At 41.9% G+C, this 20,035-nt stretch carries 19 protein-coding genes, 1 tRNA gene and 6 pseudogenes; 20 read left to right on the forward strand and 6 right to left on the reverse strand.

The window, feature by feature from the left end:
* The first annotated feature begins 280 nt into the window (after positions 1-280).
* The 4 genes and pseudogenes from IPL35_12300 to IPL35_12315 all read left to right on the forward strand — a co-directional run bounded on the left by IPL35_12300 (position 281) and on the right by IPL35_12315 (position 2,932).
* Positions 281-638 (forward strand): annotated as a pseudogene (locus IPL35_12300) (PadR family transcriptional regulator).
* A gap of 71 nt (positions 639-709) precedes the next feature.
* Complete coding sequence (locus IPL35_12305) at positions 710-1,684, forward strand: PspC domain-containing protein (GenBank protein ID MBK8444143.1); 975 nt, start codon at positions 710-712, stop codon at positions 1,682-1,684.
* 148 nt (positions 1,685-1,832) lie between these two features.
* Positions 1,833-2,579, forward strand: coding sequence for a DUF2807 domain-containing protein (locus IPL35_12310; GenBank protein ID MBK8444144.1), 747 nt, complete (start codon positions 1,833-1,835; stop codon positions 2,577-2,579).
* Positions 2,501-2,932 carry a DUF2807 domain-containing protein gene (locus IPL35_12315; GenBank protein ID MBK8444145.1) on the forward strand — a complete coding sequence of 144 codons (432 nt, stop codon included), beginning with the start codon at positions 2,501-2,503 and terminating at the stop codon, positions 2,930-2,932. The genes IPL35_12310 and IPL35_12315 overlap by 79 nt, the downstream gene beginning before the upstream one ends.
* A gap of 47 nt (positions 2,933-2,979) precedes the next feature.
* On the opposite strand, the gene IPL35_12320 is transcribed toward IPL35_12315, so the two are convergent.
* A complete protein-coding gene (locus IPL35_12320; GenBank protein ID MBK8444146.1) occupies positions 2,980-3,147 on the reverse strand; it encodes a hypothetical protein in 168 nt (55 codons plus the stop codon).
* 1,043 nt (positions 3,148-4,190) lie between these two features.
* On the opposite strand from IPL35_12320, the gene IPL35_12325 reads away from it, so the two are divergent.
* The 5 genes and pseudogenes from IPL35_12325 (at position 4,191) to IPL35_12345 (ending at position 6,783) form a co-directional block, all read left to right on the forward strand.
* Entirely contained in the window at positions 4,191-4,406 is a 216-nt protein-coding gene (locus tag IPL35_12325) for a hypothetical protein (protein MBK8444147.1), read from the forward strand.
* Positions 4,403-4,753, forward strand: coding sequence for a hypothetical protein (locus IPL35_12330; GenBank protein MBK8444148.1), 351 nt, complete (start codon positions 4,403-4,405; stop codon positions 4,751-4,753). Before IPL35_12325 ends, IPL35_12330 begins: the two co-directional genes overlap by 4 nt.
* Positions 4,754-4,763: 10 nt before the next feature.
* Positions 4,764-5,246: a prolyl oligopeptidase family serine peptidase gene (locus IPL35_12335; protein MBK8444149.1), complete on the forward strand. Its 483-nt coding sequence runs from the start codon at positions 4,764-4,766 to the stop codon at positions 5,244-5,246.
* Positions 5,247-5,300: 54 nt separating this feature from the next.
* Positions 5,301-5,693: a prolyl oligopeptidase family serine peptidase gene (locus IPL35_12340; GenBank protein ID MBK8444150.1), complete on the forward strand. Its 393-nt coding sequence runs from the start codon at positions 5,301-5,303 to the stop codon at positions 5,691-5,693.
* A gap of 245 nt (positions 5,694-5,938) precedes the next feature.
* Positions 5,939-6,783 (forward strand): annotated as a pseudogene (locus IPL35_12345) (flavin reductase family protein).
* Between the two features lie 77 nt (positions 6,784-6,860).
* On the opposite strand, the gene IPL35_12350 reads toward IPL35_12345, so the two are convergent.
* Positions 6,861-6,934 (reverse strand) — tRNA-Asn (locus IPL35_12350).
* Between the two features lie 87 nt (positions 6,935-7,021).
* Here IPL35_12350 and IPL35_12355 point away from each other — a divergent pair.
* The 4 genes and pseudogenes from IPL35_12355 (at position 7,022) to IPL35_12370 (ending at position 11,491) form a co-directional block, all read left to right on the forward strand.
* Positions 7,022-7,936: pseudogene (locus tag IPL35_12355) on the forward strand (sugar kinase).
* A gap of 32 nt (positions 7,937-7,968) precedes the next feature.
* Positions 7,969-9,328: pseudogene (gene radA / locus IPL35_12360) on the forward strand (DNA repair protein RadA).
* 136 nt (positions 9,329-9,464) lie between these two features.
* Positions 9,465-10,460: a DNA cytosine methyltransferase gene (locus tag IPL35_12365; protein MBK8444151.1), complete on the forward strand. Its 996-nt coding sequence runs from the start codon at positions 9,465-9,467 to the stop codon at positions 10,458-10,460.
* A pseudogene (locus tag IPL35_12370) lies at positions 10,426-11,491 on the forward strand (HaeII family restriction endonuclease). Before IPL35_12365 ends, IPL35_12370 begins: the two are co-directional and overlap by 35 nt.
* Positions 11,492-11,517: 26 nt before the next feature.
* Here IPL35_12370 and IPL35_12375 read toward each other — a convergent pair.
* The 4 genes from IPL35_12375 to tilS form a co-directional block, all read right to left on the reverse strand.
* Entirely contained in the window at positions 11,518-11,982 is a 465-nt protein-coding gene (locus IPL35_12375) for a sugar transporter (GenBank protein MBK8444152.1), read from the reverse strand.
* A gap of 60 nt (positions 11,983-12,042) precedes the next feature.
* Positions 12,043-12,402: a hypothetical protein gene (locus IPL35_12380; protein MBK8444153.1), complete on the reverse strand. Its 360-nt coding sequence runs from the start codon at positions 12,400-12,402 to the stop codon at positions 12,043-12,045.
* Positions 12,403-12,446: 44 nt separating this feature from the next.
* A complete protein-coding gene (locus tag IPL35_12385; GenBank protein MBK8444154.1) occupies positions 12,447-12,692 on the reverse strand; it encodes a hypothetical protein in 246 nt (81 codons plus the stop codon).
* Between the two features lie 66 nt (positions 12,693-12,758).
* Positions 12,759-13,406 (reverse strand): tRNA lysidine(34) synthetase TilS, encoded by a 648-nt coding sequence (gene tilS / locus IPL35_12390; GenBank protein ID MBK8444155.1) that lies wholly within the window; start codon positions 13,404-13,406, stop codon positions 12,759-12,761.
* A 254-nt stretch (positions 13,407-13,660) separates the two neighbouring features.
* Here tilS and IPL35_12395 point away from each other — a divergent pair.
* The 7 genes and pseudogenes from IPL35_12395 (at position 13,661) to IPL35_12425 (ending at position 20,027) form a co-directional block, all read left to right on the forward strand.
* Positions 13,661-14,442, forward strand: a pseudogene (locus tag IPL35_12395) (TatD family hydrolase).
* Between the two features lie 254 nt (positions 14,443-14,696).
* Complete coding sequence (locus tag IPL35_12400; GenBank protein MBK8444156.1) at positions 14,697-15,143, forward strand: DUF4252 domain-containing protein; 447 nt, start codon at positions 14,697-14,699, stop codon at positions 15,141-15,143.
* 84 nt (positions 15,144-15,227) lie between these two features.
* Positions 15,228-16,187 (forward strand): 1-acyl-sn-glycerol-3-phosphate acyltransferase, encoded by a 960-nt coding sequence (locus IPL35_12405; protein ID MBK8444157.1) that lies wholly within the window; start codon positions 15,228-15,230, stop codon positions 16,185-16,187.
* Between the two features lie 134 nt (positions 16,188-16,321).
* Positions 16,322-16,831 (forward strand): hypothetical protein, encoded by a 510-nt coding sequence (locus IPL35_12410; GenBank protein MBK8444158.1) that lies wholly within the window; start codon positions 16,322-16,324, stop codon positions 16,829-16,831.
* Between the two features lie 158 nt (positions 16,832-16,989).
* Positions 16,990-18,060 (forward strand): NAD(P)-dependent glycerol-3-phosphate dehydrogenase, encoded by a 1,071-nt coding sequence (locus tag IPL35_12415; protein MBK8444159.1) that lies wholly within the window; start codon positions 16,990-16,992, stop codon positions 18,058-18,060.
* Positions 18,061-18,265: 205 nt separating this feature from the next.
* Complete coding sequence (gldN, locus tag IPL35_12420) at positions 18,266-19,183, forward strand: gliding motility protein GldN (protein MBK8444160.1); 918 nt, start codon at positions 18,266-18,268, stop codon at positions 19,181-19,183.
* Between the two features lie 358 nt (positions 19,184-19,541).
* A complete protein-coding gene (locus IPL35_12425; protein ID MBK8444161.1) occupies positions 19,542-20,027 on the forward strand; it encodes a hypothetical protein in 486 nt (161 codons plus the stop codon).
* The last annotated feature ends 8 nt before the right edge of the window (positions 20,028-20,035 follow it).

Below are 20,035 nucleotides of genomic sequence, written 5' to 3' on the forward strand. Positions count from 1 at the left end.
TACGCCATAGTGCCGTAAAATTATTTTATTTCTTGACGGTACAAAGGTAATTCGGTCACCGAATAACTTTATTTAATTTTTATTGAAAAATTTTTATAATCTAAAATATTGATAATCAGTATTTTGTGTTTTTATAATGCAAGATATTTTGTTTTTATAGTATTATGTATTGCAAATACTGTTTTATGCTTTATATTTGTACCGACAAAGCAAATAATACAATGATACAAGAAGAAATACTATTTGTACAACCTGTAAAAAAGCGTACAACTCAGCAATTATGAAAAGTAACAACACAGAAGCACAAATGCGCAAAGGCGTTTTGGAATTGTGTATTCTCTCCATTATAGCACGCGGCGAAATGTATCCTTCGGATATAATAGAAGAAATGAAGGCTTCGCACTTGATAGTGGTGGAGGTACTTTATATCCGATATTAATGCGCTTGAAAAACGAAGGAATGTTGGCGTATCGCTGGGAGGAATCGAAGTCAGGACCTCCGCGCAAATATTACCGCCTCACAGATGCGGCAAGCAACTGCTCGATGAACTGAAAGGAACTTGGGCAGAGATGGTAAAGGCAGTGAATCATATTTTGGAGCAAGAGCCGCTTTTCTCCGACAACTCTACCGATTTGTAATCATTGCGGCTGATTTTTATTTTTTTATATTCCTTTTTAAAAAACATTCAAAAAAAAAGAACCTATATATTATGGACAAAACCATCAGTATCAACATTGGCGGTGTAGTATTTCATATTACAGAAGAAGCCCACGATTTGCTTCAAAATTATTTTGAAACTTTGCGCAAGCATTTTGTAAATCAAGAGGGCAGCGATGAAATTATGGGCGATATAGAAGCGCGCGTAGCTGAAATGTTTACAGATAGGCTCAAAAAAGAAGGTACTCAGGTGATTACCAACTCGCAGGTAAGCAATATGATAGATATTATGGGCTTGGGTTACACAAGTGCGGCGGCAGCTTTTACTTCATCATCATCATCAAGGCAGCAAGCGAAGCGTCTTTTTCGGAACGAAGACGACAAAAAAATCGGCGGTGTGTGTTCGGGAATAAGTGCTTATTTCGGTATAGCCGACCCGCTGTGGCTGCGTCTGATAGTATTATTGTTGTTTTTCTTGTCGGGTGGCGGTGTATTTTTGATATATATCGTGCTTTTGGTGGTGATACCACCTGCTCGTACTGCCGCCGATAAGCTGGCGATGCGTGGCGAAAGCATCAATATTGCGAATATTGAAAAAACCGTAAAAGACAATTGGAGCGACATTCAGAACAATCTGAACGCCAACCAAGCCGGTTCGGCGGTTCGGCGCGTGGGCAACATCATTACTGATATAGTACAAATAATAGCAGCCTTAATTATTAAATTAATAAAATGGTTGAGTGGTTTTACGGGCATTGTATTGGCATTCACACTGTTTGTATTATTAATGGCGAGTATTATCGGCGGAATGATAAGTTTTAATTTTTTAAAAAACTATATCATTGATTCACCTTTTATGTTGATAGTCGGGTGGATAAGTTTATTGTTGGTAGTTTTTCTGCCTTTGATATGGTTAGCTTTGTTGTTGGCACGCTGGATATTTAATTTTGATTTTCACAACCGCAAAAAAATATGGTTAGGATGGGCATTGCTTGGCTGTTTGCATTATTGGGAGCAGGGTGGGTAGGCACTTCTATCGCAAATCAGTACCGCCATTCAGCTTCTTTTGAAGAAAGCACCCTTATCCATAGCAGGCAATACGCTACATCTGAAATCTGATTCTCACCAGCCCTACGAAGATATAGAAGACCGTATGAAAAACCTGAAATGGGAGATTGGGCGGCAGACGGCGACCTGATTATGGTGACGATGTACGCATAGATATTGAAAAAAGTGATAATGGACGTTTGGAATTGCACAAAGTATATACCTCGCGCGGAGCTACCCGCAAAGATGCCCGCGAAATAGCCTCCCGCATTGTTCATCAATACGAGGTTCAGGATTCTGTGATTACCATCAAACCCTATTTTACTGTTCATCCAACCGATAAAATTAAAGGGCAGTCGGTGCGTTTGGTATTGCGTGTTCCTGAAGGCACAACATTGATTTTTGACGAAAATATGGGCAATATGTTGTACTATATTGATAATGTAAGCAACACTTACGATTGGGAAATGGCAAATAAAACATGGACGATGCAAAAAGAAGGACTTGTTTGCACCGCCAACTGCAAAGGAATAACTGTTGATAATAACAACAATAATAATACTGATAACAATTCAGGAACAATAAGCGGTGGCGGCAGAGTAGAAGATTTTAAAGATTTTGATGAAGTAGAATTGAGTGGTTTTTATGACGTAAATATTGAGCGAGCCGATGAATACAGTGTAATCATTCAGGGCGAAGGAAAAAAGGATGTAGAAATATCGCAAAGCGGCTCTACACTTTTGATAAACAAAGACAAAAACGACTGGAGTATTAATTTTGATTGGGACAACTTCGATTGGAAAAGTCGTTCAGCCACCAAAATTATTATTCGTATGCCACATTTAAAATCTTTGAAACATCAGGAGCTACGGTGAGTCGCGTAAAAGGATTTGAGGAAGAGGATATAGCGTTTCATTTTACGGGAGCATCTGAAAGCACCATAGAGGTCAGCAGCAACAACTTAGATGTAAATGTTTCAGGCGCAGCGAACATTGAATTGCACGGTATGGTAAATAAAGCCGATTACGATTTGAGTGGTGCTTGCAAACTGAAAGCCTACGACCTAAAAGCAAAAACAGTCAGCGTAGATGCATCAGGAGCTTGCTCTGCTCAGGTATATGCCGAAGAAAGCATAAACGCCGATGCTTCGGGACCCAGCAGCATACGCTATCGCGGTGCGCAAGATGTAAAAAAGATGCTGGCCCTGCCTGCCACCATTGGGCGATAGCACTACGCGTATTATAAAAAAGACACTCGCTACCACTTATAATACAATCAAACAGTATAATTTATCGCGCACATAGTTTTGAGCAACTGCTGTACATCAATAACCACAACACACTCTTGTGGCACCAAACAGGGCAAGCACAACATCAAAATTGTATAATATTTACCGCCTTCTTTGCGGTGCTGCAAAGCGGAACACCTGGAAATATCATTCATATCGTGTAAAGCGAATGCATATACCGCAATTGGAAATAGTATCTGAAGCCTTGGTTGAAGCGGATTGAAGAAACCTGAACATAGGCATCATTTAAGCTTACACTCAATATATGGGTGCCAGTAGTAAAATGAAAACTACCACAGCTCCAAAAACTTCCATTTCATCATTACCCAAGGCCTGCACTCCCGCCAGTAATAAGCGAAGTATTGCCTTGTAAGTACCCGCTGATATGCAAAAGTCGTTATATACAGCATTGTTGTCTATAACAATTTGCACAAAATTAACGTCTGTAGCTACTTGATAAGAATTTGCGATACATAATATAAAATTTACAATACCAAATGCGTTTAAGCCCTACATTTATTTATTCATTCCCAAACGTTAAAAACAAATTAGGGCACGGAATACGCAGAGGTGGTACGAATCAATATGGCTTGATTGGCCTGGGGCGAGGAGGGCGGAAGCAAACCAATTTTGATTATCAACACTGCGCGGAAAAGTATTAAAGCTATCGGTTTTGACTCAAGGGACCTTGTCACATTTTTATCAAAAAATCAATCATGAAATACCATAACATTTTGTATTTTACTTATCTATAATAAAGTAACAAAAAAATTACAATGGCAGTTCCTTTTTTTACACATAATCAATACCCAAATAATCACTTTTATCAGTCTGCTGCTAATTCCTTATTTTTGCAATAATTATCCCGATTAAAACATTTTATCTTATAAAAAAATCAGAACATTTTTGCTCATAAATTTTTACAATTCGCAACTTTGATGTGTTTATTCAGTTTTCACATAATGGCACAAAACAAAGTTCCTTTAAGATTTTTTTCCGCAACCATAATTCCCGGAAAAATCCTATTTTACATGATTATCGCCCAATGGTAAAATGCTTGCTTTTACGCAGCCTTGGGAAGACCGTATGATTAGAATGTTATATGTTCAAAAATAGACGGCGGCGAACCAATAAGAAGTAACCTCGCTCAAAGACCGCGATATTACGCGGCTACGCTTGGAAAAGCAACGACAAAATCTTGTATGTTCGTGATTTCGGCGGCGATGAAAATTTTCATTTATTTTCGGTGACAACAGACGGAAAAGATGAAAAAGACCTCACCCCTTTTGAAGGCGTGCGTGTAGAACTCATAGACGATCTGGAGGAAAACGCCACCGATGTATTAGTGGGTATGAACAAACGCAATCCGCAAATCTATGATGTATATCGTCTCAATACCGCCGCGGCGATATGAAAATGGTAGCCGAAAACCCTGGAAACATCACCTCGTGGCTCACCGACCGACGGCAATATTCGCGTTGCCAATGCCACCGATGGCGTAAACAACACCCTGCTTTATCGCGAAAAGAAGGAGAACCTTTTAAAAATACCCACTACAAATTTCAAAGAAAACCTTGCTCCTTTGTTTTTACTTTTGACAATAAAAAGTTTATACGCCGCCTCCAACATCGGGCGCGACAAAACAGCAATAGTAGAAATAGACCCGCGCAGTGGAAAGAACTCAAACTCATTTTTGACCACAAAGACGTGGACGTGAGCAGCATGGATTATTCAAAATACGCAAAGTGCTCACCACCGTAAACTACACCACATGGAAAGACGAAATCCATTTTTAGACGACAAAACACGCAACCTGTACGAAGATTTGCGCAAGCAATTAAAAGGCTACGAAGTATATATTGGCTCTACAAGTCGTCAGGAAGATGTGATGGTGGTGCGCATTTATAACGACCGCAATATAGGCGGCTACTACTTGTATAACGCTAATACCAGCGACCTCAAAAAAATTGCCGACCGCAACCCTTGGCTCAAAGAAGAAGACATGACATCAATGAACCCCATTGTATTCACTTCGCGCGATGGTCTGACTATTAACGGCTACCTGACACTGCCTTTGGGAAAAGCTCCCAAAAACCTGCCTGTTGTCATCAACCCGCACGGCGGTCCGTGGGCACGCGACCAATGGGGTTTCAATCCCGAAGTACAGTTTTTAGCCAATCGCGGCTATGCGGTGCTGCAAATCAATTTCAGAGGCTCTACGGCTATGGGCGCAAATTTTGGAAGCCTCTTTTGACCAGTGGGGGCTGAAAATGCAGGAACGACATCACCGATGGCGTAAAATGGGCTCATAGAGCAAGGCATTGCCGACCCCAAACGCATCGCCATTTATGGTGGCAACTACGGCGGCTACGCTACGTTGGCGGGGCTTACATTTACGCCCGATTTATACGCTTGCGGAGTAGATTATGTGGGTGTTTCCAATATGTTTACGTTTATGAATACCATTCCGCCTTATTGGGAGCCTTTCCGCGATATGTTTTATGAAATGGTCGGCGACCCCGAAAAAGATAAAGAACGCTTGGCAAAAGTATCGCCGGCATTACATGCCGACCAAATAAAAGCACCTTTGCTCGTGGCACAGGGCGCAAAAGACCCGCGTGTAAACAAAGCCGAAAGCGACCAAATGGTAGAAGCATTGCGCAAGCGCGGCGTAGATGTAGAGTATATTGTAAGAAAATGAAGGACACGGTTTTCATAATGAGAGAGAATCGCTTTGGAATTTTACGAAGCAATGGAACGCTTTTTATCAAACACCTCCAACCCTAATGAAGAAAAATATTAAAAAATAGTATCATTGTTATTTTTTTGTTTGTGTTATTTGTAAAAGGTACCACTTTGCGACTCTGCCGTTGCAAAGTGGTTTTTTTATAAAAAAAACATTTCTTTTATTTGGCATATTAAAGTCGGCTTCGCACCTTTGTTGTTATGGAAAATATATATTCTTTTTATCCCCACGAGCTTAAAACCGCCGATTTTCATCAGTACCTGCTCGGAGCGGTATCACCGCGCCCTATTTGCTTTGCCAGCACCCTCAACAGCGATGGCACACCAAATTTAGCACCTTACAGTTTCTTCAACTGCTTCAGTTCCAAACCGCCGATTTTGGTATTTTCTTCCAATCGCCGCGTGCGCGACAACAGCACCAAAGACACCCTGCACAATATAGAAAGCACCCGCGAAGTGGTAGTCAATGTGGTCAGCTACGCTTTTGTATATCAAATGGCGGTGGCGAGTTAGAGGTATGAGCAGGGCATCAGCGAATTTGAAAAAAGCCCGGACTCACACCGCTGGCTTCGGATATAGGTGAAGCCGTTTCGTGTAAAAGAATCGCCGGTACAAATGGAATGTAAAGTAAATGATATAATTGCGCTGGGCAACGAAGGCGGAGCAGGTAATTTAATCATCTGCGAAATTGTGCGTATGCACATCAACGAAGCCGTACTGAACGAACAACGCCGCATTGACCCGCAAAAATAGATTTAATGGCGCGTATGGGCGGCAATTTTTTGCCGTGCTTCGGGCGAAGCGGTTTTTCGTTGGCGCAGCCCCGTCAAGCCATCGGCATTGGTGCCGACCAGTTGCCTGCTGCCGTGCGGTTGAGTGAGGTGCTTAGTGGCAACGATATTGGAAAGTTAGCGGCACTTACTGCTTTTCCGGCTGCTGCCGACATCGCCGCTGCCCAATTGAAAACTGCCGCTTTTACGGTATCCGCCAATACCACGAAGCCGCCAAACACCTCATCGCGCAAGGCGAAGCAGCACAGGCATTAGCTTATTTAATGGCGGCACATCAAGCATAAAAAAACAAAAAAGCGCAAGCACGTTTTTATACGACTTGCGCTTTTTAGCTCCCCAGACTGGACTTGAACCAGTGACCCTCTGATTAACAGTCAGATGCTCTAACCGACTGAGCTACTGAGGAAAATTGCTGTATTAATTTCTTAATAAGCGGTGCAAAGATAGTGTGTGTTTTTTAAACTTGCAATATCTTTGCAAAAAAACACAAAAAATGAGTTTAATTATTGTAGGCACTGTAGCCTTTGATGCCATCGAAACACCTTTTGCCAAAATAGATAAAGTAGTGGGCGGCTCTGCTACTTTTATAAGTTTATCGGCTTCCAACTTTTACAATCCTTGCAGTATTGTTTCCGTCATTGGTGATGATTTTCGCAGGATATGCTCAATGAATTTGCCCGCCGCAATATCAGCAGCGAAGGAATTCAGATAAAAAGGTGAAAAATCTTTTTTTGGAGTGGGCGTTATCATCAGGATATGAACGGGCGCGACACCCTCATTACCGACCTGAACGTGTTGGCAGATTTTGACCCTGTATTACCCGAAAGCTATCGCAATGCCGAATATTTGATGTTGGGCAACATTGACCCTACCTTGCAAATTCAGGTATTAGACCAAATGAACGAGCGTCCGAAATTTATTATGATGGACACGATGAACTTTTGGATGAATATACCTTAGAGCCATTGCATAAAGTATTAAAACGCATAGATTTGCTCACTATCAATGACGAAGAAGCGCGTCAACTTTCGGGCGAAATATTCTTTACTCAAAGCAGCACGCCGTATTTTAAACGAAATGGGTCCCCACTATTTAGTAATCAAAAAGGCGAACATCGGAGCTTTATTATTCAGCAAAGAAGAGATGTTTATGCTTCGGTTTGCCTTTGGCAGAAGTATTTGACCCCACTGGTGCAGGTGATACATTTGCAGGCGGCTTGATGGGATATGCAACAAGCATCAACGACACCTCTTTTGATAATTTGCGCCGCGCAGTTATTCACGGTTCGGCTATGGCTTCATTTTGTGTAGAGAAATTCGGACCCGAACGTCTTTTGGAGCTCACACCCACCGACATTCAGCAACGTTTGCATCAGTTTGTAGATTTGGTGCGTTTTGACTTACAATAAATTCAGCATCAATTTTTTATAGAATTTTTAAAATGGCAAAAACGAAAACCGCCTTTTTTTGTAGAAACTGTGGTGCAGAAGCCGCAAAATGGATAGGGAAATGTCCGGCTTGCGGCGAGTGGAATACTTATGTGGAGGAAGTAGTGGACAAAGGCGGTGCTTCGGGCGGCGGCAAAGGCACTTGGCGCAATCATACCGACAAACCTGGCCGGTGAGTTTAACGGATATTTCGGTGCAGGTGCAGCCGCGTTTGCACACAAGATGCCGAACTGAATCGGGTATTGGGCGGCGGCATTGTACCCGGTTCATTGGTACTCATTGCCGGCGAACCAGCATCGGAAAATCTACGCTGCTGCTGCAAACCGCCGTACATTTGCCAAGAAACTATTTTATATGTGTCGGGCGAGGAGCGAGCAACAAATAAAAATGCGTGCCGACCGCTTGGGTATCAGCAACGACCGCTGTTTTTGTTTACCGAAACCATAGTAAGAGCAAATTCTCAATGCCGTAAAAACAGTATCGCCTACTTTGCTCATTATCGACTCCATTCAAACCTTACAAAGCAACGACATCAAAGCTACGGCGGGCAGCATCTCTCAAATCCGCGAATGTGCGGGTATTTTGCAGCGTTTTGCCAAGGAATCGGGAATTTCGGTGTTTATTATCGGGCATATTACCAAAGACGGCTCCATTGCTGGTCCCAAATTGCTGGAGCATATCGTAGATGCGGTGCTGCATTTCGAAGGCGACCAGCACCACAGTTATCGTTTGTTGCGCACATTTAAAAATCGTTTTGGCTCTACTGCCGAAATCGGCATTTATGAAATGAAACAAGAAGGTTTGCGACAAGTGAGCAACCCTTCAGAATTGTTGATTTCGCAGCACGACACCGAACTCAGCGGCATCAGCATTGCCGCCACGATGGAGGGGCAAGCGACCTTTGCTTATTGAAACACAGGCTTTGGTGAGCCGCGCCGTATATGGCACCGCAACGCTCCACTACCCGGTTTTGATTTGCGGCGTTTACATATGTTGTTGGCGGTATTGGATAAACGGTGCGGTTTTAAATTGGGCGATAAAGATGCTTTTATCAACATTGCAGGCGGCTTAAAAGTAGACGACCCCGCTATTGATTTGTCGGTGATAGCATCTTTGTTGTCGTCTTACGAAGATATACCTTTGCCGCCGCGCACTTGTTTTAGCGGCGAAGTGGGCTTATCGGGGGAGGTACGCAGTGTTACGCGCATTGAGCAGCGATTGGCAGAAGCGGAGAAATTAGGTTTTAGAAAAATATTTGTATCGAGCCATTTTAAAGGAATACCGAAAAACGGTGCTTTAGAAATTATACAAGTAAGCACAGTGCGCGATTTATACGACAAAGTATTTTCCTGATAAATAATGGCGTTAGGCACAACCCTGAAAAACCACGACAGTGCAGAAAATGACACTTGACAACTAACCGCCATAAATGAAAATTAAAACATCTTTTTTGGCTAACTTTGTGCTGAATAAATAAAGACAGATTTGAATGGCAAAAAAATATAAAACAATAGACCTTTTTGCAGGTATCGGAGGTATCAGACTTGGTTTTGAGGCTCACGGCTGTGAGACAGTCTTTTCTTCCGAGTGGGACAAAGCAGCCCAAGATATGTATGAGGCGAATTTTGGCGACAGACCGTTTGGCGACATTAACGAAATTGCACCTCACGACATTCCTGACCACGACATTTTATTAGCAGGATTTCCTTGTCAACCTTTTAGCATTGCAGGTAAAGGACTTGGTTTTGCGGACACAAGAGGAACTTTATTTTTCAATATCGAAGCAATTTTAGATGCAAAAAAGCCACAAGCATTTTTACTTGAAAATGTAAAAAGGCTTACAACACACGACAATGGACAAACCTTTGCTGTTATTTTAGAAAAACTTAAAGGACTTGGGTATACGGTTTATCACAAAGTTTTTAATTCGCTTGACTTTGGAGTTCCACAAAGAGAGAGAATATATATCATTGGTTTCAGAGACCCAATATATTTTAAGTTTCCAAAACCGCTTGGCTATTACAAACCATTGTCAGAAGTTTTACAAAAAGACGATGAAATTCCTCAGAGTTATTTTCTTTCAGACCAACTAAGAGAAAAAAGAAAAAATGCGGTAAAGGGCGTTCCGCCCTTTCCGTCTATATGGCACGAAAACATTGGAGGAAATATTTCAGCATTACCTTATTCTTGTGCATTACGAGCAGGTGGAAGTTACAACTATCTTGTAGTAAATGGAGAAAGAAGACTAACGGATAGAGAAATGTTGAGACTACAAGGTTTTCCAGATACTTTTAAAATAAATATTCCTTATTCACAAGCACGAAAAGTAGCAGGTAATTCAGTTTCTGTTCCAGTCATTGAAGCAATCGCAGGTGAAATGATGAACGCAATGAAAAATCAAAAGGAAGCGATTAAGGAAACAATTCAATTAACATTATTAGAACCCACAAATGAGTATAAAAGACGCAAAGCAATCGTTGGATAAAGTAATTGACAAAGCAAGGGTTCACCTTTACAAGCCAATTCAAGTAGCAGAAATATTACACCGTGACAGAACAGAAAAAGATATAAATCTTTCTGATTTATCCACTTATCGCACTATATCAAAGAAATGGAGAGACGTTATTTGTATCAAATTTTTAGGACGGACCTCAACTTCTTCGGCTCGTTATCAAGACGACATTTTCAACGATAACGCAATTCCACCAAAGGTATTAGCAGAACTTGGAAAAGAAAACAGAAGTAAAAACGGAATAGTTGAAGCATACATTTACCAAAAATTTGCTCAACGATTTTCTCAAATGTCAACAGGTTTAGATTACTGTTTGACACACGATAAAACAAACTTCAACTTGAATGAATTTCTTGCGATGTTTTGGAATGAACCAGGACTAAGAAGAAGTATTGATAAAATCTATGAAATTGTTGTTTACTCTTTGTTTTCTGCATTAGTTGAAGCATTAGAAGTATCAGTTGAAGTAAGTTTAAATCCAGCAAAATCAGACATTTTGAAAGAGTTTGAAGACTTTGCAAACCGAGTAATTCAACTCTCAACCAAACAGACGAGCATTAAACTTAAAGCAAGAATTAATCGTGTTGGTGTTACAAATGCAGCCGACAGAGGACTTGATATGTGGGCAAATTTCGGACTTGCAATTCAAATCAAACATTTATCATTGACAGAAGAACTTGCAGAAAATATTGTTTTCTTCTGTTTCGGCAGACAGAATTGTAATCGTTTGCAAAGACACGGAACAGAAAATAATTGTTTCAGTTTTAAATCAAATCGGTTGGAAATCTAAAATTCAAAGTATCGTAACAGAAACAGACCTATTGACTTGGTATGAAAGAGCATTACGAGGAAAGTTTGCAAATTCAATTGGCGACAAGGTTCTGAAAAAACTCACAGACGAAATACAAGTTGAATTTCCAGCGACAGACAACGCAGAATTTATGAAGTTTATCAAGCAACGTGGCTATGAAAAACTATCAGACAAAAATTGGCAAATTAGTTGACAGAAAAGAAGGGCGAAGTGCTAACTTTATTTTAGCTCAAAAGAGAAATCCACTTGGTCGGGCGGCAAGCATTTGGTATCGTCGCAGGTCATAAATTCCACCGAACCCTGCAATGTTGCGGGAGCCGCTTTTTTCTGTTTCACACGCGCCGTAAAAGTCACTTCTTGGGCGTATTTGGTAATATCCATCTGAAACAACTCGTCGTAGCCCGATTTGGGTGCAAGTCCTTTTTCCTCAATTTTATCTGCAATAGTAATACCTTTTTCTTCTTTAAACTGAATACTTGTAGGTACGGGTCCGCCATCTTGCAAATATTGAGAGTACAAATACCAACCTTTTTCAATTGTTGCTTTTAGCACCACATCATATTCGGTTTCACTGATTTTTTTGCTTTCAAAAGTCCATTTAACGGGTTGTGGAGTGTTTTGCGCCTGCAAAAAGGTGGTGCAGGCAAAGAACAAAACAAAGGCAACAGATAATATTTTTTTCATTTTTTATGTGTAAAATGATGATAAAATGTTGAATTTTTAAACACGAAAGATACATTGGACTTATACCTCTGCGATATGTTTAATATACAATTGCAAAATAGTTTTGCTCTTTTCATGTACGGCAAAACGCTGGTCAATGCGTGCACCCACCACCCACACAACTCGTTTGGCGGCATATTGCAATATCCAAACCTGTTCGCGCTGGAGCAAAGTCCATTTTTCATCTTTAAAATATTTACTCAGTTTCTTTTTTCCCACCTTATCGCTTTTTGGTTTTTTCATACCGAAAGGATAAAAATAATCACCTTGTTCCCAACGGCGGAGCGTCAAAGGGAATTCAATTTTTTCGGCATCTAAAAAAGCATAGCGCGAGTTGGTGTTAATGGTAGTGGTGGCGGCGGTTTTTATTTTGCCGTTCATCACAAAATCGGGCAGTTGTAGCCGCCATTGTTGTTTTTTTTTTATTAAAAACGCTCGCTTTCCTGTGTGTTTTTTGCCAAAATCCACAAAAAACGAGGCTCTTGCACCAAGCGGTGGCTGTCCGAAAAATATTGTTTACTTTCGGAGTGTTGCAAATGGGCGATGATGTCGGTGCTTTGGGCGGCGTGGAAGCCGTAGGGTTGGAGGAGTTCGTACAAAACGGTGGCGGCGGCGGGTGTTTTTTTCAGCAGCAGCACCGGAATCCGAATGTCTTTGCCGCGCGGCTGCAACAGTTTTTGCGGTATTGCTCAATAGCCTGACGATACAAAATTTCGGCATCGGCAAAGCGGCGGAAATTATGGGCAAAAAGTGTGTTCTAATTGCGGATTGATGTGCTGCAGCGTAGGCACTACCTGATGGCGTATTTTATTGCGGATATATTTGTCTTCGGCATTGGAGGCATCTTCACGAAAAGCGATTTGTTGTTTCTGAGCAAAAGTGTCTATTTGTTGGCGCGTAAAAGCGAGCAAAGGGCGCAGCACCGCCCCTTGTTTGGGAGCAATGCCGTGCAAGCCGCCGATTCCGCAGCCTTTGGTGAGGTTGATGAGCAAAGTTTCAACAGCATCGTTGATATGATGCGCCGTAGCTACAAAAGTGTAGCCGTGTTGTTGGCGCAGGCGTTCAAAAAAGCTGTATCGCAGGCGGCGCGCCTCCATCTGAATAGAAACGCCGGCTTGCTGCGCCAGCAGTGCAGTGTCGTAGTTTTCCGTAAAAAAAGGAATACCCCGTGCCTGTGCCCATTGTTGCACAAAGGCGGCATCGGCATCGCTGTCGGCGGCACGAAGCTGAAAATTGCAATGCGCCACCGCAAAAGGCAGACGGGCTTCGTGGCACAGATGTGCCAACACCATAGAGTCCACGCCACCGCTAACGGCGAGCAAGAGCGAGTTGCCTTCGGCAAAGCGACACACACCATATACATATTGCAAAAATTTGGTGATCATAAAACGATAAAAAAGGAGGTTGTATAATTAAAGCACGATTTTTGACGGTCAAAAGTAATCACATATTATTCACAGCACCTACGCCCCTGCAATAAATCTGTTTGTAAAGCGGTATTTTTATCTTTTTGGAGTCTTTATTCTAAAAAAATATTAAAAAAAAACAACAAAACACATCAACAGAGTGGAGCAATGATTTTTTCGGCGTACTGTAATTTTTTCTCAACTTTGCATTTCGTTTTTATATACATCATACTATGCAACTCATAGATACCCACACCCATTTATTCAGCGAGCAGTTTTCAGAAAACGCCACCACCATACAAGCCGTGCTACAACGTGCCACAGAAGCGGGCGTATCGCATTGTTTTTTGCCCAATGTAGATAGCGGCACACTCGACGCTGAACCGCCTCGCCGATGAATTTCCGCAAATATGCCTGCCGATGATAGGTTTGCACCCTGCTCCGTGAAAGAAAACTGGAAAGAGGAATTAGCACTCATTGAAAATGAACTCAAAACGGGTGTGCGCCGCTATTGGGGTATCGGCGAAACGGGCATTGATTTATATTGGGACACTACTTTTTTTGCCCAGCAACAAATCGCTTTACACCAACAGGCGGAGTGGGCAAAAACCTACCATTTACCTTTGATTTTGCACACACGCTCTGCCTTCAACGAAACCTTTTCGCTGATTAAGGAACACGCCGACAGCCATCTAAGCGGTATTTTCCATTGTTTTGTTGATGATGTAGCCGCCGCCGAGCAGATATTATCTTTGGGCAACTTTTATCTGGGCATCGGCGGTGTGCTCACTTTCAAAAACAGCGGCTTGGCAGAAACACTCTACATTTGCCCTTAGAAGCGATGGTACTCGAAACCGACTCGCCATATTTAGCTCCGGTGCCGTATCGCGGCAAGCGCAACGAATCTGCATATATACGCTTGGTAGCCGAAAAATTAGCACAAATAAAAGGCGTGAGCGTAGAAGAAGTCGCACATATTACCACTCAAAATGCCCGAAAATTATTTGGTCTTTAATCACTACTATACAGCAGCAGCAATACAAAATATGCAACAAAAATGTATAAAAAAATTAAACAATTCAGACAATTTTAGTCTTAATACAACATTTTGAAATTTTTTAATAGATTTTAACGTTATTACTAAAATAGTTTGATGTAACTTTATACAAGTATTAGTTGCATTGATTTTTACAATCAAAACCTTATGCAATATCATGTATAAAAAAAATATGTATATTTCTGTTTTCAGTACTTATTTCTTTAGGTACGATGTATATAATGGCAGCCGAATCGCCTAAAGATACCGATACTTTCTTTGAAAAATACGCTCACCAGCAAGGTTTCAGCACATCACATTACGAAGGAAATATCGCAAAAGTAAGCCAACAATATATTCAAGACCCCTCTATGCGGAGTTTTTTGTCGCAGGCTAAAAGCCTTGATGTATTGTCGTATAGTCGCAATAATACCAACCTCAACGGCGGGCAATTATTTGTAGAATTATTACAAACCCTCCGCGATGCCAATTATCAGCCTTTGCACAGCCGCCGCCAACACGGAAAAGTAATGGGCGTGTTGTATCGCTCCGTAAATGCCAACCATCAAGAATTAGTTATTGTGAATGCCGAATACGAAAATTTTAAATGCCTGCGCCTCATCGGAAGTTTTGACGCTTTGCGTTCTATTGCCCCCCAAAACCCGCGTATGGCGTTTTAATAGGATATTTTTATAAAATAACCTATTTTTCTTTCTTACCTGCGATAGTTTTTCTACTTTCACGCTGCTAAAACAGCACCTAAGATGGCTGAAAAAGGAGAAAATTTACAACCGCAGGGCATTTTAGAGCCAGTATTGCCCAATATCAACGAATGGCCAATTCATAAACTCACACAAGAGTTAGACAACTTTATCCCACAATGGGTAGAAAATACCAAAAAGAGAATCATAGACAATGCGGTAAAATCTCAAATGCCTTTGGAGGAAATTATCGCCAAAGCCGCTTATTTGGAAACCATTCGTTTGCGCACCAAACCCTGGCGCATTGACCCGCCCGACGAAAAAGAATTTTGGCGTGATATTAAAGACCAATTGGCGGTAATTGCTCAAAAAAAAGCCGACATCAACGGCGTATCGCCCGAAACACAAGCCTTATTGCACAAAATCATCAGCCGCTACGCCGAAGAAATTGCCGGACACTTCAATCGTAGCACCTATCGTTTTGCGGCGCGGGCTTTGCCTGTGTTTTTCAACCGTTTGCTCAATGTAGCGGGTGCACGAAGCCTGCGGCGTATTTTCAACAACGACCTGCTCATTCAAGACAGCCTCCTGCTGCGCGGGCACATTGAAGAATTGCGCAATTTAACCACCAAAGGAACGGTAATTCTTACACCCACCCACCACAGCAATTTGGATTCTATTTTATTGGGTTGGGCAATACACGCCGTTGGTGTACCTGCCTTATTGTATGGTGCGGGGCTGAATTTGTTCAATGCACGCGGCTTTGATTATTTTATGAACCGGCTGGGAGCTTATAAAATTGACCGCCGCAAAAAGAACTCCCTCTATTTGGAAACCCTCAAAATGTATTCGCGTATGACGATACAGCGCGGTTGCCACACTTTATTTTTTCCGGGTGGCACGCGCTCGCGCTCAGGGCAGTTGGAAAACGACCTCAAAATGGGTTTGCTCGGAACAGTATTTGATGCGCAGCGATTTAATTTGCAATATCCTGCCCCCGAAAAACCGCAAAAATTTTCGTAGTACCTTTGGTCATTTCGTATCATTTTGTGTTGAAGCCGCTTCGCTAATAGACGAACACTTGCGCTCTGTGGGCAAAGAACGCTATTATCCGCCCAAAGACCACTTTCCGAGCATTGCCAAAAGTTTGCTTTTTTGTGTGGAAATTATTTTCGGCAAAGTCAAAAGTAGTGCTATCGTTTGGCAAGCCGATGGATTTGTTTGGAAATGATGTAGATGAAGCGGGCAACAGCATCGACCGCAACGGAAAAGAAGTGGAAATAAAAGAATACTTTATGAGCAACGGTCAAATTGCCGAGGATAATCAGCGCGATTCGGAATATACCAAAATATTAGCCGACAAAATCGTAGAGCGTTTTTATAAAGAAAACCGCGTACTCACGAGCCACTTGCTTGCTTTTGCCATTTTTGAAATTTTGAAAAAACGCCATCGCCGCTTGGATCTATTCGGCTTGTTGCGCTTGTCGGAAGAAGACACACTCATTCCCTACGAGCAATTTATAAAAGTAATGGAACGCTTGGTGGCAAAACTAAAAATAATGGCAGATGAAAAGAAATTAAAACTGAGCCACCCTTTTAATGAAAATATAGAATATATCGTACAACACGGCATAGAAAATATCGGTATTTATCATCGCAAAAAGTAGTGAACCGCAACAAAGATGGCGATATTTTTACCGAAGATATGAACCTGCTGTATTTTTATCACAACCGCTTGGAAGGCTACGGCTTAGATGAGTGTGTGTAGAGGCGCAATTTTTATCTTTTTTTCTTTGTGTTGTAATTAGTATTTTTATTAAAAAATATGCTATCCAATTCAATTATAGGTGTGCTGGGGGCGGGCAGTTTTGGTACAGCCATCGCCAATATCTTGGCAGATAACCATCAGGTATTGATGTATGCACGCCGCCCCGAAGTAGTTGATGCTATTCAGCATAAACGGCTGCACCGCAATCAAACAATTCATCCGCGTATTGAGGCTACTATCTCTGCTGAAGAAGTATGCCAACGCTGCACCCTCATTTATGTAATGGTGGACTCGGGCGGCTTCCGTGAGCTTATCCGCCAGATAGACCCTTTTTTGCGCCCCTACCATGTACTGATTCACGGCACAAAAGGCTTGCATGTGGTGCTACCCGACAACAACAACGATTGGACAAGTGCCGAAACTCTGTCGCGCAGCAATATCCGCACGATGAGCGAGGTGATTTTGGAAGAAAGCGAAGTATTGCGCATCGGCGCATTGTCGGGTCCTAATCTATCGGGCGAGCTGGCAGCACGGCAACCCGCCGCCACCGTCATCAGCAGCCGTTTTGATGAAGTGATTGAATACGGAAAAAATACTTTGCGCAGCAATCGCTTCAGGGTATATGGCAGCCACGATGTGTTGGGCGTAGAGATGGCAGGCGTGCTGAAAAACATTTATGCCATTGTATCGGGTATTTTGAGTGGTATGCAAATGGGCGAAAACAGCCGTGCTATGATTATGAGCAGGGGTTTGGGCGAAATGGTGCGTTTGGGGAGGGCATTGGGTTCAAAAACGAGTGCTTTTTATGGCATAGCGGGCATTGGCGATTTAATTGCCACCTGCTCCAGCAGCCGCAGCCGCAATTTTACGGTGGGCTATCGCTTGTCGCAGGGCGAAACGCTACACCATATTTTGGAAACGATGGACGAAGTAGCGGAGGGCGTAAAAACGACCAAAATAGCTCACTGCCTGTCGCGGTATTATCATTTGGATTTGCCCATTATTGCCAATTTGCACGGTATTCTATACGAAAACTTGCCCATTCACGAAGCTTTCAATAATCTGATGCACCACGAAAATGATGTAGATGCAGATTTTTTGGTCAATGAAGAAGAAATGAAAGTATAAAAAAATTTTTCTAAAAAAATCATACTCTGCACAATATTTTAAAATCGGCAGCGTTAGAAGACTATTATTACATCAATTACATAAAAATATTCCCGTTCAGCCTATTGATAAAACAAGCTCTACACATTTTATAGATTTATTTTTTTCCCTGAATAAAAAATATCCTTTTTGCAAAAAAGCAAAAACAGGATTAAAACAAATAATTATGGGACGCTTATTAAGATGGTATTGCTTGGCATTATTGGGAATTTTTTCGCTGTTTTATTATTCTTTTGCACAAAATTATTCGCAAAATAATGCGGAACTCATTGCTTCGCTGAACGAAGTTTCTACTGATATTCCGCCTGCGCCGTTTTCGTTCAATTGGCGACATTTGGTGAGCATAGAAGAAGGCGGCTACCGCAAAAATATGCAACGCGGCGGTGTGCCTTTGCCACAGCCTTATATCCGCGAAGCAGACGTGCTGTGGAGCAAGCGCATTTGGCGCAGCATTGATACGCGCGCTGCCACCAACAAACGATTCAACAACGCCGACTATCCCTTTGCCGAATTGATGTACGATTTGGTGATGCAACACCCCGAAGTGCGCATTTTTACCGATGATACTTTTACCGAAGCCGCTTCGCGCGAGCAATTACAAAACCGTTTTACGGGATTTGATACGGTGGCGGTGTATAATTTTGCCACGCAGGAATACGACTGGAAGCCCATCGAGCGCAATTTGCAATGGAAAGATTTTGTGCAGTTTCGTTTGAAAGAAGATTGGGTATTTGAAAGCAAACATTCCAATTTAGATGTACGCATTATTGGCATTGCTCCTGTTCGCGAGGTGATTGACGAAACGGGTGTTATTCGCGGGCAGGAGGCTTTGTTTTGGGTGTATTATGATGACATTCGTCCTTTGCTGGCGCAATACGATGCTCCCAATCCCGATGGAGAAGAGAGTATATTGAGCTGGGCTGATTTTTTGGATATGGGATATTTCGGCAGCCGTATTGTAAAAGAAGACAATGTATATGACCGCAATATCGCCGAATATGCCACGGGCAGAAATGCACTTGAAGAGTCGCACCGCATCAAACGCGAACTTTATGAGCGCGAACATAATCAATGGGAATATTAAGTGTAAAACCTGAATAGTCAGATGTGTTTTTTCTATAAAAAAGGTGAGTTTTTACTTGAGCAACAACCTGCAACATGAAGCCGATAAGTTGTAATATCCCTTATGAGATGTGAAAGAATAGTGAAGTGAAGTAGAGAATAAAAGACATAAGGAGTTCAACTTATTTTTGCTTTTTTGTTTTGGTATCTTGTTTTTGGAGCCGTCGTCAGGCAGTGATTGTCTGCGGCGGTTTTTTTATTTTTATGCCCTATTATTGAAGGCTCTTTTGTTAAATATTTGCAGTTTTTAGATTATTTTATGCACATTTGCGAAAGAATTATTCAACGTTTTTTATCCTAAAAAAGACACTTTTTGAATTATGCGTTCTCTTATCTGTATTTTTCTTTTCGGTATATTGCTGTCGGCGGCGGGCTGCTCCAATGCCAAGCGCGCCCAACGGCTTGCGGCACATCACGAGCGCATCAGTCAGGCGGCGCAGGCAGCAAATTTGTCGCCCGAAGCCAAATTCGACACACTGGCGCAAAGTTTAGTAGCAGCTATGCACGAAGGCTTAAACATTGCCAACCCCGCGAAGGGCAAAAAATATGTATCCTCCTATTTTAAGCAAAATAAAGGTGATATGGTGCAGATATTGGAAGAGTTGGCAGTGTGGCAATTGGATATGAACGAAGTACAGCGTATGGGCTTTGGCTTGCGGCTCGTCACCAAACCCTACTCCGGCGATTTTGTGCGCCTCTTTCCCAAATTTTATCGCCGCTACCGCCAAGTGAGTTTTATGAACGATTTTGGAAAAAAACTCAAAAGCACCATTTTCAATAATGGGACTTTTAAGATAGATTTTTAAAAAACATT

The sequence above is a fragment of the Sphingobacteriales bacterium genome, from assembly GCA_016711285.1.
Lineage (GTDB): Bacteria > Bacteroidota > Bacteroidia > Chitinophagales > UBA2359 > JADJTG01.